Origin of the sequence: Streptomyces qaidamensis (assembly GCF_001611795.1) — a bacterium.
In the GTDB taxonomy this organism is placed as follows: Bacteria; Actinomycetota; Actinomycetes; order Streptomycetales; family Streptomycetaceae; genus Streptomyces; species Streptomyces qaidamensis.
This window is the reverse complement of record NZ_CP015098.1, coordinates 1,851,058-1,864,533: the sequence shown is the minus strand read 5'-3', so window position 1 is coordinate 1,864,533 and position 13,476 is coordinate 1,851,058. Positions and strand designations below refer to the sequence as shown.

The window sequence follows — 13,476 nt, the reverse complement described above, 5'->3', positions numbered from 1 at the left end:
AGACCTGGAACCACCTCAGTTTCGGAGCGATCACTGTGACGCCTGAATCCCACGCCCCGACCAGTACGGACGACGACCTCCGGCCCGGCCCGCCCCCCGGCTGCCCCGCGCACGGCCTCGGGCCCGGAGGGCTGCACCGGCTGCACGAGGCGGAGGACCTGGGAGCGCTGTACGAGCAACTGCGGGACCAGCACGGTCCCGTGGCGCCCGTGCTGCTCCACGACGACGTGCCGATGTGGATCGTCCTCGGCCACGCCGAGAACCTGCACATGGTGCGCTCGCCCTCGCAGTTCTGCCGGGACAGCCGTATCTGGAACCCGCTCAGGGAGGGCCTCGTCAAGCCCGACCACCCGCTGATGCCGCACATCGCCTGGCAGCCCATCGCCTCGCACGCCGAGGGCGACGAGCACAAGCGGCTGCGCGGCGCGGTCATGGGCGCCGTCTCCACCATCGACTTCCGCAGCCTGCGCCGTTACATCAACCGCAGTACGCAGGTGATCGTCAACCGGTTCTGCGAGGCGGGCGAGGCGGACCTGGTCAGCCAGTTCACCGAGCACCTGCCGATGGCGGTCATGTGCGAGATCCTCGGCATGCCCGAGGAGTACAGCGACCGGCTCGTCGAGGCCGCCCGCGACGCCCTCAAGGGCACGGAGACGGCGATCGCCAGCCACTCCTACGTGATGGACGCCCTGAGCCGGCTCACCGCCACCCGCCGCGCCCGGCCGGAGGAGGACCTCGCCAGCTACCTGATCACCCACCCGGCCCGGCTCAGCGACGACGAGGTCAGGGAGCACCTGCGCCTGGTGCTCTTCGCCGCCTACGAGGCCACCACCAACCTGCTCTCCAACGTGCTGCTCACGGTGCTGATCGACCCGCGCTTCCGCGCCCAGCTCAACGGCGGCCAGATGACGGTGCCGGAGGCCGTGGAGCAGTCCCTGTGGAACGAGCCGCCGTTCAGTACGGTCTTCGCCTACTTCGCCAAGCAGGAGACCGAGCTGGGCGGGCAGCGCATCCGCCGGGGCGACGGGCTGCTCTTCGCGCCGCTCCCGGCCAACGTCGACCCCCGGGTGCGGCCGGACCTGAAGGCCAGCATGCAGGGCAACCGCTCCCACCTGGCCTTCGGCGGCGGACCGCACGAGTGCCCCGGGCAGGACATCGGCCGTTCCATCGCCGACGTGGGCGTCGACGCGCTGCTGATGCGGCTGCCCGACGTCGAACTCGACTGTGACGAGGAGGAGTTGCGCTGGACGGCGTCCATCGCCTCCCGGCACCTGGTGGAACTGCCGGTGCAGTTCGCGCCCAAGCCGCCGCAGGACGTGCAGGAGGTGCCGAACCACAAGCCGGTCGCCGCGCAGCGCTCGGACTGGCAGATCGGCAACGCGCAGCCACAGGCGGCACCCGCCGCCGCACAGCCCCAGCCCGCCGCCGCACAGCCCCAGCCTGCCGCCGCACAGCTCCAGCCTGCCGCCGCGCAGCCGCAGCCGATCCCGGTGCAGCCCCAGCCGGTGTCGGGGCCGCCGCAGCCCGCCGTCGCGGAACCCGCCCGTCGCAAGGGCGTCTGGCAGCGCTTCCTGAGCTGGTGGCGCGGTTACTGAGCGTCTGACGGGCCGTCGTACGTCCCGGCGGCCCACCGGGTGTGGCACGCCCAGGCCGCGAGCACCCGGCCGCTGCGGAACCGGTGCTCCTCGCCCGTGACCGGGTCGGTGAACTCCAGTGACCGCGCCAGCAGTTGCAGCGGGCGGCGGAAGTCACCGGCCGGCACGGGGGCGGTCACCTCCGGGTAGAGCGGGTCACCGAGGACCGGCAGGCCGAGCCCGGCCATGTGGACGCGCAGCTGGTGCGTCTGGCCGGTGGCGGGCGCGAGCCGGTACCGGGCGAGTCCGCCGGGCTCCCCGGGCCGGTCGCGGTGCTCGACGACCTCCACACGGCTCACGGCGTTGGGCTCGCCCGGGACCTCCCGGGCGGTGAGCACCCCCCGCTCCTTCACGATCCGGCTGCGCACGGTCCGGGGCAGGGGGAGGGCGGGGTCGTACGGGGCCACGGCCTCGTACTCCTTGCGGACCCGGCGGTCACGGAACAGCGTCTGGTACGCGCCGCGCTCCTCGGGGCGCACGGTGAACAGCACGAGTCCCGCGGTGAGCCGGTCCAGTCGGTGCGCCGCGGTGAGCGCCGGGAGGTCCAGCTCGCGGCGGAGCCGGGCCAGCGCGGTCTCGGCGACATGACTGCCGCGCGGGGTGGTGGCGAGGAAGTGCGGTTTGTCGGCGACGACGATGTGCTCGTCCCGGTGCACCACCTCCAGCGGGAAGGGCACCGGCACCTCGTCGGGCAGGTCCCGGTGGAACCACACGAACAGCCCGGGCACGTAGGGGGCGTCCGCGGCGACGGGCCGTCCGTCCGCCCCGACGATCCGGCCCGCGTCGAACATCGCGTCGACGACCCCGGCACCCGCGCCGGAGAGCCGCTCCACCAGGTGCTCGCGCACCGTCCCCCAGGTCCCCGCGGCGGGCAGCCGTACCCGCACCGGGTCCACGCCGTGGCGCTGCGGCAGGGGAGAGGGCGGGGTGTGGCTCTTGCGTCTCATCGCGGCCCAGCGTACGAGGCCGGTGTGCCCGGGTGGAAAACCGGTGGGAGCGCCCGGCCGGACCTTGTCAGGATGCGGGAATGCCGTTCCTCACCAGCCCGGTCCTGACCGCCGGGACGCTCGCAAGCCGACCCCAACCCGTTCTCCCCGCCGACGGCGGACTCCTGCTGCGCCCCTGGCGGGCCGGGGACGCGCCCGCGGTGTACGAGGTCTTCCAGGACCCCCTGATGCACCAGTGGCACGCCCGGGCCGCCGACTCCGTGGACGAGGCCGGTGACTGGATCCGTGAGTGGCACCAGGCGTGGGACGGCGAGCGGGAGGCGCACTGGGCCGTGGCCGACGCGGGCTCCGACGCGCTGCTGGGCCGGGTGGCGCTGCGCGAGCTGCGGCTTCACGACGGGACGGCGGAGGTGGCGTACTGGACCGTCCCGGCGGCCCGCGGCTGGGGTGTCGCCGCCCGGGCCACGACCGCGCTCACCCGCTGGGCCCTCGACGAGGCCGGTTTCCACCGGCTGGAACTCCTGCACGCCGTGCGCAACGAGTCCTCGTGCCGCGTCGCCACCAGAGCCGGCTTCGCCCTGGAGGGCACCAAGCGCAGTGCGGTCCTGCAACCGGACGGATGGCACGACATGCATCTGCACGCGCGGGTCGGCTCCCGCACACCTCTTGCCCCGTGAGGACAAGCGCCTCAGGCCGCCGACACGCTCTCCTGCTCGGCCTCGATCCGGGCGTTCCACTCGCGCTTGGACTCCTGCCAGCCGTCCTCGTTGTGGCCGCGGCGCCAGTAGCCGGAGATCGAGAGGGACTCGCGCGGGACGTGACGCTCGACGCGGAGCAGATGGCGCAGCTGCTTGACGAAGTGCGCCTCGCCGTGGACGAAGGCGTGCACACGGCCCTCGGGGAACTCCAGGTTCCGTACGGTCTCGACCAGTACCTCACCGAGCGGGCGCGCGCCGCGGTGCAGCCAGACGACCTCCACGTCCGAGTCGATCTTCTGCTCCTCCTCGGGGCCGGAGATCTCCACGAAGGCATACGCTCTGGCCCCGCGCGGCAGCGCCTCCAGGGCGCGGGCGATCGCGGGCAGTGCGCTCTCGTCACCGGCGAGCAGGTGCCAGTCGGCGTCCGGATCGGGCGCGTAGGCCCCACCGGGTCCCATGAAGTGCACGTTCTCACCCGGCTGGACGCGCGCGGCCCACGGACCGGCCAGGCCCTCGTCGCCGTGGATGACGAAGTCCAGCGTCAGCTCGCGGTGCTCGGCGTCCCACTGGCGAACCGTGTAGGTCCGGGTCACCGGCCACTGGGCGCGCGGCAGCTCGTCCCGGACGCGCTGGAGGTCGAAGGGCTCCGGATAGGTGACGCCCGTGGGCGGGAACAGCAGCTTCACGTAATGGTCGGTGCACGTGTCGGCCGTGAAGTCGGCGAGGCCCTCGCCGCCGAGCACCACACGCTGCATGTGCGGGGTCAGCCGTTCGGTGCGGACGACCTGAGCGGAGTGAGCTCGGCGCGGCTGTCGTCCCGGTCGCTCAGCCATGAGGACCTCCCTGTCTCACATAGTTAGGGTTACCTAAGTTAGCACCTCGTCCCCCGATCACACCTCTCGTGCGGCTATCTCACGTCGTTCTCTTGCGAAAGGGTCAGGTCGCGAGAGTCGCCAGCAGGCGTTCCAGTGACCCGCCCAGCCCCCAACGGGCCGCCAGCGCCTCCAGTGCCGCCGGGTCGCGCGGCGCCCGCGGCAGTGCCGTGGAGACGTCCGGCAGGGGTACGTCGTCCGCGACCCGGACCACCTTCGGCGCGACCGCGAGATAGGGGCGCGCCTCGTCCAGCCGCCTGCGCTGCGTCGGCGTCAGCTTGGACCGCCGGTCCTCGACCGCCGCGAGGATCCCGGCCAGGTCACCGAACTCGGCCAGCAGCTTGGCGGCCGTCTTCTCACCCACGCCCGGCACGCCCGGCAGGCCGTCGCTGGGGTCGCCGCGCAGCAGGGCCAGATCCGCGTACCCGCTGCCGCCGACCCCATACTTCTCCCGCAGCACCGCCTCATCGGTGTGCTGCAGGGTGCCCACGCCCTTCAGCGGGTACAGCACGCGCACCCGGCGCGCGTCGTCCACCAGCTGGTACAGGTCGCGGTCGCCCGTGACGATGTCGACCGGGCCCTTCGCCCGCGCGGTGAACGTGCCGATCACGTCGTCCGCCTCGTACCCGGCGACGCCCACGCGCGCGATGCCCACCGCGTCCAGCACCGCCTCGATGACCGGCACCTGCGGCGACAGGGTGTCGGGTACCTCCTCCTCGTCCGGGCCCACCGCGTGCTCCTCCGCGACGCGGTGCGCCTTGTAGGACGGGATCAGCTCCACCCGCCACTGCGGCCGCCAGTCGGCGTCCATGCACGCCACGAGCTGGTCGGGCCCGTGGTCCCGGACCAGGCGGTCGATGAAGTCGAGCAGTCCGCGCACGGCGTTCACCGGCGTGCCGTCCGGGGCCCTGACCGAGTCCGGGACGCCGAAGTAGGCGCGGAAGTACAGGGAAGCGGTGTCGAGGAGCATCAGTCGTCCGGTCACGCCACGCATCATGCCGTACGCCACCGACAGTCACCCGCCTCGAATGTGACGCGCCCCACTTGTGGGTTTGGGATTCGGGATCTCGGGGAGGCGCCGCCCCGGAGCGAGGGTGGTTGCGCATTTCAACTGTTTGCGCCCTGTCCTCGCTCTGTTCTGTTGCCAACGAAATAGAGGAACACGTGTCAGCGAGGCTTGAGGCAGAGAGCCTGTACAAGGTGTTCGGCAGGAGACCGGACCGGGCCATCGAGCGGCTCCGCGGCGGAGCCGACCGGGACGAACTGCGGGCCGAGGGTGCGACCGCCGCCGTGATCGACGCGTCCTTCACGGTGGAGCCCGGCCAGATCTTCGTCGTCATGGGCCTCTCCGGCTCCGGCAAGTCCACCCTGCTGCGCATGCTGAACGGCCTGCTCGAACCCACCGCCGGACACGTGCGCTTCGACGGGCAGGACCTGACCACGCTCGGCGACCGTGACCTGCGCGAGGTCCGCTCCAAGAAGATCAGCATGGTGTTCCAGCACTTCGCGCTCTTCCCGCACCGCAGCGTGCGCGAGAACGCCGCCTACGGTCTGGAAGTGCAGGGCGTGCCCCGCGCCGAGCGCGCACGCCGCGCCGACGAGGCGCTCGCCCTGTGCGGCCTGGCCGGCTGGGAGAAGTCCTGGCCCGACGAGCTGTCCGGCGGCATGCAGCAGCGCGTCGGACTCGCCCGCGCGCTCGCCACCGACGCCGACCTGCTGCTCATGGACGAGTCCTTCAGCGCCCTGGACCCGCTGATCCGCCGTGACATGCAGGACCAGCTGCTGGAGCTCCAGCAGAAGCTGAAGAAGACGATCGTCTTCATCACCCATGACCTGAACGAGGCCATGCGCCTGGGCGACCGCATCGCCGTCATGCGCGACGGCCGCATCGTCCAGATCGGCACCGCGCAGGACATCCTGCTGCGGCCGGAGAACGACTACGTCGCCTCCTTCACCCAGGACGTCGACCGATCCCGCGTCCTGACCGCGGGTGAGCTCATGGACACCTCGGTCACCGCCGGCGACCCCGGCTGCCACTGCGAGACCGCCACGCCCGACACCCCCTTCACTCAGCTGTGCGCCATCAGCGCCCGGCTCACCCACCCCGTCCCGGTCGTGGACAAGGACAACCAGCAGATCGGCGTCGTCCCCCGACAGCGCCTGGTCGGCTTCCTCGGCGACGAGCGGGACGCCACCCCGCAGCCCTGCGACTCCCCGCAGGACAAGGGCGGAGAGCAGGTGACCGCCCGTGCCTAGGATCGAGCTCGGCAGCTGGGTCAACGACGCGGTCGACTGGCTCACCACCCACATGGCGTGGCTCTTCGATTTCTGCAAGACCGTCTTCCTCGGCCTCTACGACGGCATCAACGCCGTCCTCCAGGCCCCCGAACCGCTGCTCCTCGCCGGCATCTTCGCCGTGATCGCCTTCTGGCTGCGCGGCACCCTCGCCGGTGTCCTCACCTTCGCCGGATTCGCGTTCATCGACTCCCTCGAACTGTGGGAGAACGCGATGATCACCCTGGCGCTCGTCCTCGTGGCGACCGTCATCGCGCTGGTGATCGCCCTGCCCGTGGGCATCTGGGCGGCCCGCTCCGACCGCGTCAGCGCTCTGGTCCGGCCCGTGCTGGACTTCATGCAGACGCTGCCCGCGATGATCTACCTCATCCCGGCGATCCTGTTCTTCGGCACCGGCGCCCCGGCCGGAATCGTCGCCACCCTGATCTTCGCGCTCGCCCCGGGCGTGCGCATGACCGAGCTGGGCATCCGGCAGGTCGACAAGGAACTGGTCGAGGCCGCCGAGGCCTTCGGCACCACGCCCCGCAACACGCTGCTGCGCGTCCAGCTGCCGCTGGCCCTGCCCACCGTCATGGCCGGCGTCAACCAGGTCATCATGCTGGGCCTGTCCATGGCCGCGATCGCCGGCATGGTCGGCACCGGCGGCCTCGGCGGCGACGTCAACGAGGCCATCGGCCAGCTCAACGTGGGCCTCGGCTCCGAGGCCGGTGTGGCCATCGTGATCCTCGCGATCTACCTGGACCGGATGACCAGCGCCCTCGGCACCCAGGTCTCCCCGCTCGGCCGCCGCGCCGCCGCCAGACTGCGTGCCGCGCAGGGGCTGAAGATCTGGTCCTACCGGCCGCGCCCGGCGATCGCCGTGATCGGCGTCGTCGCCCTCGCGCTCACCGCGGGCGGCATGGGCGTCCTCGGTGGTGGCGCCGGCACCGAGGCGGCCGCGAACGGCAAGAGCGTCGGCCAGGGCAAGAAGATCAGCATCGGCTACATCCCCTGGGACGAGGGCGTCGCCTCCACCTTCCTGTGGAAGGAGGTCCTGGAGCAGCGCGGCTACGAGGTCGAGGCCAAGCAGTTCGACGCCGGCCCGCTGTACACCTCCCTCGCCCAGGGCGACGTCGACTTCCAGACGGACGCCTGGCTGCCCACCACTCACGCCCAGTACTGGAAGAAGTACGGCAAGCAGCTCGACGACCTCGGCTCCTGGTACGACAAGACGTCCCTGGAGCTCTCCGTGCCCGCCTACATGAAGGGCATCGACTCCCTGGCGGACCTCAAGGGCAAGGCCTCCGAGTTCGGCGGGAAGATCACCGGCATCGAGTCCGGCGCCGGCGAGATGGCCCTGCTGAAGAGCAAGGTCCTGGGGGAGTACGGCCTCGACAAGGAGTACGAGGTCGTCGACAGCTCCACGCCCGCCATGCTGGCCGAGCTGAAGCGCGCCTACGCCCAGAAGAAGCCGATCGTCGTCACGCTCTGGTCGCCGCACTGGGCGTACAACGACTACGACCTCAAGAAGCTCAAGGACCCGAAGGGCGCCTGGGGCGAGGGCGACGGCGTGCACACCCTGGCCCGCAAGGGCTTCGCGAACGACGACCCGACGGTCGCCGGGTGGCTCAAGAAGTTCCGGATGAGTGAGAAGCAGCTCACCAGCCTCGAAGCCGAGATCAACAAGGCGGGCAAGGGCAACCAGCAGGACGCCGTGCGCGCCTGGCTCAAGCAGAACCCCGGCTTCGCCGACACGATGGCCCCGGTGAAGAACGCCGGGGGCAGCACGCCCGCCGAGGCGAAGCGGCCCCTGGACGTGGCCTGGTTCCCCTGGGACGAGGACATCGCGGTCACCTACTTGTGGAAGAACGTCCTGGAGCGGCGCGGCTACCGGCTGAACCTCAAGCAGATGGACGTCGGCCCGGTCTACACGGGTCTGGCCTCGGGCGACCTCGACCTCAACTTCGACGCCTGGCTGCCCTACGCCCAGAAGAACTACTGGGACAAGAACAAGGACCGCCTCAAGGACCTCGGCACCTGGTACGAACCGACCTCCCTGGAGATCGCCGTGCCGTCCTACGTCAAGGGCGTCGACTCCCTGGAGGACCTCAAGGGCAAGTCCTCCACCTTCAAGGGGAAGATCATCGGCATCGAGCCGGGCACCGGCGAGATGGACCTCGCGAAGAACAAGGTCCTGCCCGCCTACGGCCTCGACAAGGAGTACGAGGTCGTCGACGGCTCCACACCCGCGATGCTGGCCGAGCTGAAGCGCGCCTACGCCAAGAAGGAGCCCATCGCCGTCACCCTCTGGTCGCCGCACTGGGCGTACAGCGACTACGAGCTGACCAAGCTGAAGGACCCCAAGAAGGCCTTCGGCGAGGGCAACACGATCCGCACCATCTCCAACGAGAAGTTCCCCGAGCAGTACCCGCAGCTCACGAAGTGGATCAAGAACTTCAGGATGAGCGAGGACGAGCTCGGCAGCCTGGAGAGCGAGATCAAGGACCGCGGCCAGGGCCACGAGGAAGAGGCCGTGGCCGAGTGGCTCGAGCAGCACCCGGACATGGTGCAGCGCATGACTCCGCAGTAGGGTTCCGGGGTGGGACGCGCGACACGCCGCGTCCTGCCCCGCCCCCCGATCCCACGAGCGGGATCCGGACAACCACAGAGCGCTACGCCATCCCCAGAACCCCCTCTTCTCGCCTGTTCCTCCACCAGACGGAAAGCCTGCCCGCCCCCCTTCGGCGGCGGATCGCCTGGCGTGAAGTGTGAGGTCGCGCACCGCCCCGTATGACGTCGATGTGACGGGCGCATGAAACGGTTTGCCGAACATGCGTAGGGTGCAGACAACTCAACAGGAGCAGTGCGCCGGGACACCGCCGCACGGGGAGCGGACCGACGGGCGAAGGAGGGAGCCGGAGCGATGGGCGACCACAAAGAGCAACCCCTTCGGGTGGGCGCGGCCGTGCGCCGACGGCGCCGCGCGCTGGAGCTCACCCTCGCCGTCGTGTCCGCGCGCAGCGGCCTGTCCGTCCCCTTCCTGAGCCAGATCGAGAACGACCGGGCGCGGCCCAGCACCAGCTCCCTGGAGAAGGTCGCCGACGCCCTGCGCACCACGGCGGTGGAGCTCCTCGCCGCGGCCGACCCGGCGTGCAGCGTGGACGTCGTCCGCGGCGACGGCAGCGAGCCGCTGCCCCAGCCCCGGTCCCGCTCCCTGGTCCGCGGCCACCATCAGATGCACGCCTCCGAGTTCACCGGCGACCACGACGCGGGCCGTGAGTTCCAGTACCGCAACGACCAGTTGATGTACGTCGCCGACGGCGCGGTGGAGGTCGAGGCGGAGGGCCGCGCCTACCGCCTCGGCCGCGGCGACACGCTGTACCTGACCGGCGGCGTACGGCATCGCTGGCGGGCGGCCGAGTCGGACACCCGCGTGATCGTCGTCGCCGTGGCGGAGCACATCGAGGCGGTCCGGGACCGGCCACGCCGGTGAGGGTGGTCTCGCTGGTCCCCTCGCTGACCGAGGCCGTGGCCCGGTCCGCGCCCGGAACCCTGGCCGGCGCCACCGACTGGTGCACGCACCCTCCCGGCCTGGACGTCGTACGCGTCGGCGGTACCAAGAACCCGAAGAGCGACCGGATCCTGTCCCTCACGCCCGATCTGGTGATCGCCAACGAGGAGGAGAACCGCGCACCCGATCTCGCGGCCCTGCGCGCGGCGGGCGTCGAGGTCCTGGTGACGGAGATCCGCGACGTGCCGCAGGCCTTCCGGGAACTGGCCCGGGTGCTGGACGCCTGCGGGGTGCCGGCCCGCCCGCGCTGGCTGGACGAGGCGGAGGAGACCTGGTCGTCGCTGCCGGAGCCGCAGACGCGGCTCACGGCGGTCGTGCCGGTCTGGCGCCGCCCCTGGATGGTCCTGGGCCGCGACACCTTCGCCGGCGACGTCCTCGCCCGCCTCGGCGTCGATCACGCGCACGCGACGCACCCCGACCGCTACCCCCGCCTCCCGCTGGAGGAACTGCGCGCCTGCGCACCGGACGTGGTGGTCCTCCCGGACGAGCCGTACCGCTTCACCGGCGACGACGGCCCCGAGGCCTTCCCCGGCCTGCCCTGCGCGCTCGTCAGCGGACGGCACCTGACGTGGTACGGGCCGTCACTGGCCGAGGCGCCACGGGTCCTGGGCCTGGCCCTGCGAGCAGCTCGCCCCTGAGCAGCCCGCGCGCGGTGCCCACGACGGCGGTGCCCCACGCCGCGACCAGCACCGCGTACAGCACGACCGCCGGACCCGCGTAGGCCACGAGCCCGGTGTGCCGGGCCAGCGCCTCGGCGCCCGTGACACAGGTGCCGACCGGGAAGGTGAACGACCACCAGGTCATCGAGAACCGCATCCCGTGCCGCCGGGCGCGCACCACATGGGCGGCGGCCAGGCAGAACCACAGCAGCGCGAACCCCATCACGGGCACGCCGTACAGCACGGCGAGGGCTGCGAAACCCTCGCCGTACGGCTCCGGTACGACCCCGGGCGCGACGTCCGCGAAGGCGCCCACGGCCGTCGTGGACTGCCCGAGCGGACCCAGCACCAGGAACAGCGTCGGGGTGAGGGCGAGGGGCAGCGGCCCGCCGGTGAGGGACCGGGCGAAGACCAGGGGCAGCATGACCAGAGTCGCGAGCAGGCTCAGCCCGAAGAGTGCGAAGCAGACGACCAGCAGCGTCTCCCGGGCCTGACCGGGCGGCAGATGCGGCACCAGCGGCGGCCCGACGGCGGCGGACACCATGGGCGCGACGAGCGGCAGCAGCCACACGGGCGTGGCCTGCCCCGGCTCCACCCGATGCCGTACGGCCATCAGATACGGCACGGCGACGGCCGCGGCCAGACCGGTCACCGTTCCGGTGGTGAACAGCACGGCGTCGAGCGCCACGGCCGCCCGCAGGCCGATCACGTCCCGGCCGACGGTGAGGGCACCGCCGCCCACGGCCAGCAGGGCCATGGCGAGGCAGCCGTAGAAGGGTGCCGTCGCCGGGTCGAGCAGGTGGGCGCGGGCCTGGTCCCGGTGCCGGTTCCAGTGCACGGCCCGCCCCGCGAGCAGGACCAGGAGCAGCACGAGCGAGAGGGCCCACACGCCCACGAGTACGCCGCGCAGCCCCGGCACGCGCGGCGGGAGGGAGGCCCCGGCAGTGGCGACGACGGCGGTGCCCATCACGGTGGCGTACCAGTTGGGTCCGAGGTGACAGACGGAGAGCGGGTGCGCGAGAGGCCGGGCTGCGGTGACCATGACTCCAAGGTGGGGCCGGGGCAGGATCACCACCAGAGACCATGCCTCTATGGCGGCATAAGCTGGGTTTATGAGCAACGCGGATGAGCAGGCCGGGCCGACCGTCTCCGGCACCCTGGCGCACCGGGTGCCGGATCTGGGCGCCCTGGAGCTGCTGCTGGCGGTGGCGCGGCTCGGCAGCCTCGGCGGTGCGGCGCGGGAACTCGGCATCACCCAGCCCGCGGCCAGCAGCCGGATCCGGTCGATGGAGCGGCAGCTCGGCGTGGCGCTGGTCGACCGCTCGCCCCGCGGCTCCCGGCTCACGGACGCCGGGGCGCTGGTGACGGACTGGGCGCGGCGGATCGTGGAGGCGGCGGAGGCGTTCGATGTGGGGGCGCAGGCGCTGCGCGTGCGTCGCGACTCCCGGCTGCGGGTGGCCGCGAGCATGACCATCGCCGAGTACCTGCTGCCGGGCTGGCTGCTCGCACTGCGGGCGCAGCGGCCCGACACGGCGGTGTCGCTGCACGCGGGGAACTCGACGGTGGTGGCGGAGCGGCTGCTGTCGGACGAGGCGGACCTGGGGTTCGTGGAGGGGCTGTCGGTGCCGGCCGGTCTCGACTCGGCGGTCATCGCCCACGACCGGCTGATAGTGGTGACCGCGCCGGCGCACGCCTGGGCCCGGCGACGGCGGTCGCTGGCCGCGGAGGAACTGGCGTCGACGCCGTTGATCCTCCGCGAGAAGGGGTCGGGGACGCGGCAGGTGCTGGACGCGGCGCTCGGCGGGCTGGCCCGGCCGCTGATCGAGTTGTCGTCCACGACGGCGGTGAAGGCGGCGGCGGTGAGCGGGGCGGGGCCGGCGGTGCTGAGCGAACTGGCGGTGGGGGAGGAGCTGGCGATGCGGCGGCTGGTGTCGGTGCCGCTGGACGGGGTCGCCCTGGCGCGGGATCTGAGGGCGGTGTGGCCGACGGGCCATCGGCCCACGGGACCGGCGCGGGACCTGCTGTCGCTGACGAGAGGGTAGTTCGTCGAGCCCGACCCCCTGGCTGGCCGGCTGATTCGGGTGGCGGGCGGGCGGGCGGGCATGGGCAGGGGGCCAGGGGCGGAGCCCCCTGGGGTTCAGCCGCTTGCCGCCGCCTCCACCAGGGCCCTCATCACTCGTACGTCGTCCCCCATCTCCGGATGCCACTGCACCCCCAGCACCCAGTCGGCAGAGGGCAGTTCCACCGCCTCCACCGTGCCGTCCGCCGCGTACGCCGAGGGGACCAGGCCATCGCCCAGGCGGTCCACGGCCTGGTGGTGGTACGTCGGGACGAACGTCTCCTCCGGCACGACCCCGGCGTACAGGCTCCCCGGCACCGGCTTGACGGCATGCCCTCCGAAGACGCCCACGACCTCCGCGTGCCCGTCGATGTGCTGCACGAGCGTGCCCCCGAGGGCGACGTTCAGCAGCTGCATGCCCCGGCAGATCCCCAGCAACGGCACGCCCGCCGCCAGCGCCGCGTCGATCAGCCCCAGCTCCCACGCGTCCCGGTCCGGCGCCGGCGGCCCCGTCCGCTCCTCACGCTCCGCCCCGTAGCGGACCGGCTCCACGTCCGGTCCGCCCGCGATGACCAGCCCGTCCAGCCGCGCCACGGCGTCGGCGGCCTGCTCCGGGTCGTCGGGGGGCAGCATCGCGGCCAGGCCGCCCGCCCGCTGCACCAGCCGGGGATAGCCGACCGGCAGCAGCGCCGCCTCCAGCTCCCACACGCCCCAGCGCGCCCCGGACTCCAGATAGGTGCTGACCCCGATCAACGGCCTGGC

At 72.2% G+C, this 13,476-nt stretch carries 12 protein-coding genes; 7 read left to right on the top strand and 5 right to left on the bottom strand.

Features of this window, described 5'->3' with window-relative positions; all coding sequences use genetic code 11:
* Window positions 1-35 precede the first annotated feature (35 nt).
* Window positions 36-1,595 (top strand): cytochrome P450, encoded by a 1,560-nt coding sequence (locus A4E84_RS08100; RefSeq protein WP_062925885.1) that lies wholly within the window; start codon window positions 36-38, stop codon window positions 1,593-1,595.
* Here A4E84_RS08100 and A4E84_RS08095 read toward each other — a convergent pair.
* Complete coding sequence (locus tag A4E84_RS08095) at window positions 1,589-2,581, bottom strand: RluA family pseudouridine synthase (RefSeq protein WP_062925884.1); 993 nt, start codon at window positions 2,579-2,581, stop codon at window positions 1,589-1,591. The two genes, A4E84_RS08100 and A4E84_RS08095, sit on opposite strands and share 7 nt — an antisense overlap.
* A gap of 80 nt (window positions 2,582-2,661) precedes the next feature.
* On the opposite strand from A4E84_RS08095, the gene A4E84_RS08090 reads away from it, so the two are divergent.
* Window positions 2,662-3,258, top strand: a complete 597-nt coding sequence (locus tag A4E84_RS08090; RefSeq protein WP_062925883.1) for a GNAT family N-acetyltransferase — start codon at window positions 2,662-2,664, stop codon at window positions 3,256-3,258.
* An 11-nt stretch (window positions 3,259-3,269) separates the two neighbouring features.
* Here the strand turns inward: A4E84_RS08090 and A4E84_RS08085 are convergent, their stop codons facing one another.
* Together A4E84_RS08085 and A4E84_RS08080 are read right to left on the bottom strand one after the other, a co-directional pair.
* Window positions 3,270-4,112: a siderophore-interacting protein gene (locus A4E84_RS08085; RefSeq protein WP_062925882.1), complete on the bottom strand. Its 843-nt coding sequence runs from the start codon at window positions 4,110-4,112 to the stop codon at window positions 3,270-3,272.
* Between the two features lie 103 nt (window positions 4,113-4,215).
* A complete protein-coding gene (locus tag A4E84_RS08080) occupies window positions 4,216-5,145 on the bottom strand; it encodes a 5'-3' exonuclease (protein WP_237305122.1) in 930 nt (309 codons plus the stop codon).
* Between the two features lie 170 nt (window positions 5,146-5,315).
* Here A4E84_RS08080 and A4E84_RS08075 point away from each other — a divergent pair, with 170 nt between their 5' ends.
* The 4 genes from A4E84_RS08075 to A4E84_RS08060 all read left to right on the top strand — a co-directional run bounded on the left by A4E84_RS08075 (window position 5,316) and on the right by A4E84_RS08060 (window position 10,634).
* A complete protein-coding gene (locus A4E84_RS08075; protein WP_062925881.1) occupies window positions 5,316-6,407 on the top strand; it encodes a quaternary amine ABC transporter ATP-binding protein in 1,092 nt (363 codons plus the stop codon).
* Window positions 6,400-9,015, top strand: a complete 2,616-nt coding sequence (locus tag A4E84_RS08070; RefSeq protein WP_062925880.1) for an ABC transporter permease/substrate binding protein — start codon at window positions 6,400-6,402, stop codon at window positions 9,013-9,015. Before A4E84_RS08075 ends, A4E84_RS08070 begins: the two co-directional genes overlap by 8 nt.
* Before the next feature lie 333 nt (window positions 9,016-9,348).
* Window positions 9,349-9,918 (top strand): helix-turn-helix domain-containing protein, encoded by a 570-nt coding sequence (locus A4E84_RS08065; RefSeq protein WP_062925879.1) that lies wholly within the window; start codon window positions 9,349-9,351, stop codon window positions 9,916-9,918.
* The gene (locus tag A4E84_RS08060; RefSeq protein ID WP_062925878.1) at window positions 9,915-10,634 is read left to right on the top strand and encodes a helical backbone metal receptor; all 720 of its coding nucleotides are present in this window, start codon (window positions 9,915-9,917) and stop codon (window positions 10,632-10,634) included. The genes A4E84_RS08065 and A4E84_RS08060 overlap by 4 nt, the downstream gene beginning before the upstream one ends.
* Here the strand turns inward: A4E84_RS08060 and A4E84_RS08055 are convergent.
* A complete protein-coding gene (locus tag A4E84_RS08055) occupies window positions 10,546-11,697 on the bottom strand; it encodes a TDT family transporter (protein WP_062925877.1) in 1,152 nt (383 codons plus the stop codon). The two genes, A4E84_RS08060 and A4E84_RS08055, sit on opposite strands and share 89 nt — an antisense overlap.
* A gap of 70 nt (window positions 11,698-11,767) precedes the next feature.
* Here A4E84_RS08055 and A4E84_RS08050 point away from each other — a divergent pair, with 70 nt between their 5' ends.
* A complete protein-coding gene (locus tag A4E84_RS08050; protein ID WP_062925876.1) occupies window positions 11,768-12,697 on the top strand; it encodes a LysR family transcriptional regulator in 930 nt (309 codons plus the stop codon).
* A 95-nt stretch (window positions 12,698-12,792) separates the two neighbouring features.
* On the opposite strand, the gene A4E84_RS08045 is transcribed toward A4E84_RS08050, so the two are convergent.
* Window positions 12,793-13,467 carry a gamma-glutamyl-gamma-aminobutyrate hydrolase family protein gene (locus A4E84_RS08045; RefSeq protein WP_162494379.1) on the bottom strand — a complete coding sequence of 225 codons (675 nt, stop codon included), beginning with the start codon at window positions 13,465-13,467 and terminating at the stop codon, window positions 12,793-12,795.
* Window positions 13,468-13,476: the final 9 nt, after the last annotated feature.

What these genes read in the sequence shown, in the direction of transcription:
- A4E84_RS08095 (WP_062925884.1), bottom strand. Translation starts at nt 2,581, where the DNA reads ATGAGACGCAAGAGCCACACCCCGCCCTCTCCCCTGCCGCAGCGCCAC.
- A4E84_RS08090 (WP_062925883.1), top strand. Translation starts at nt 2,662, where the DNA reads ATGCCGTTCCTCACCAGCCCGGTCCTGACCGCCGGGACGCTCGCAAGC.
- A4E84_RS08085 (WP_062925882.1), bottom strand. Translation starts at nt 4,112, where the DNA reads ATGGCTGAGCGACCGGGACGACAGCCGCGCCGAGCTCACTCCGCTCAG.
- A4E84_RS08080 (WP_237305122.1), bottom strand. Translation starts at nt 5,145, where the DNA reads ATGCGTGGCGTGACCGGACGACTGATGCTCCTCGACACCGCTTCCCTG.
- A4E84_RS08065 (WP_062925879.1), top strand. Translation starts at nt 9,349, where the DNA reads ATGGGCGACCACAAAGAGCAACCCCTTCGGGTGGGCGCGGCCGTGCGC.
- A4E84_RS08055 (WP_062925877.1), bottom strand. Translation starts at nt 11,697, where the DNA reads ATGGTCACCGCAGCCCGGCCTCTCGCGCACCCGCTCTCCGTCTGTCAC.
- A4E84_RS08050 (WP_062925876.1), top strand. Translation starts at nt 11,768, where the DNA reads ATGAGCAACGCGGATGAGCAGGCCGGGCCGACCGTCTCCGGCACCCTG.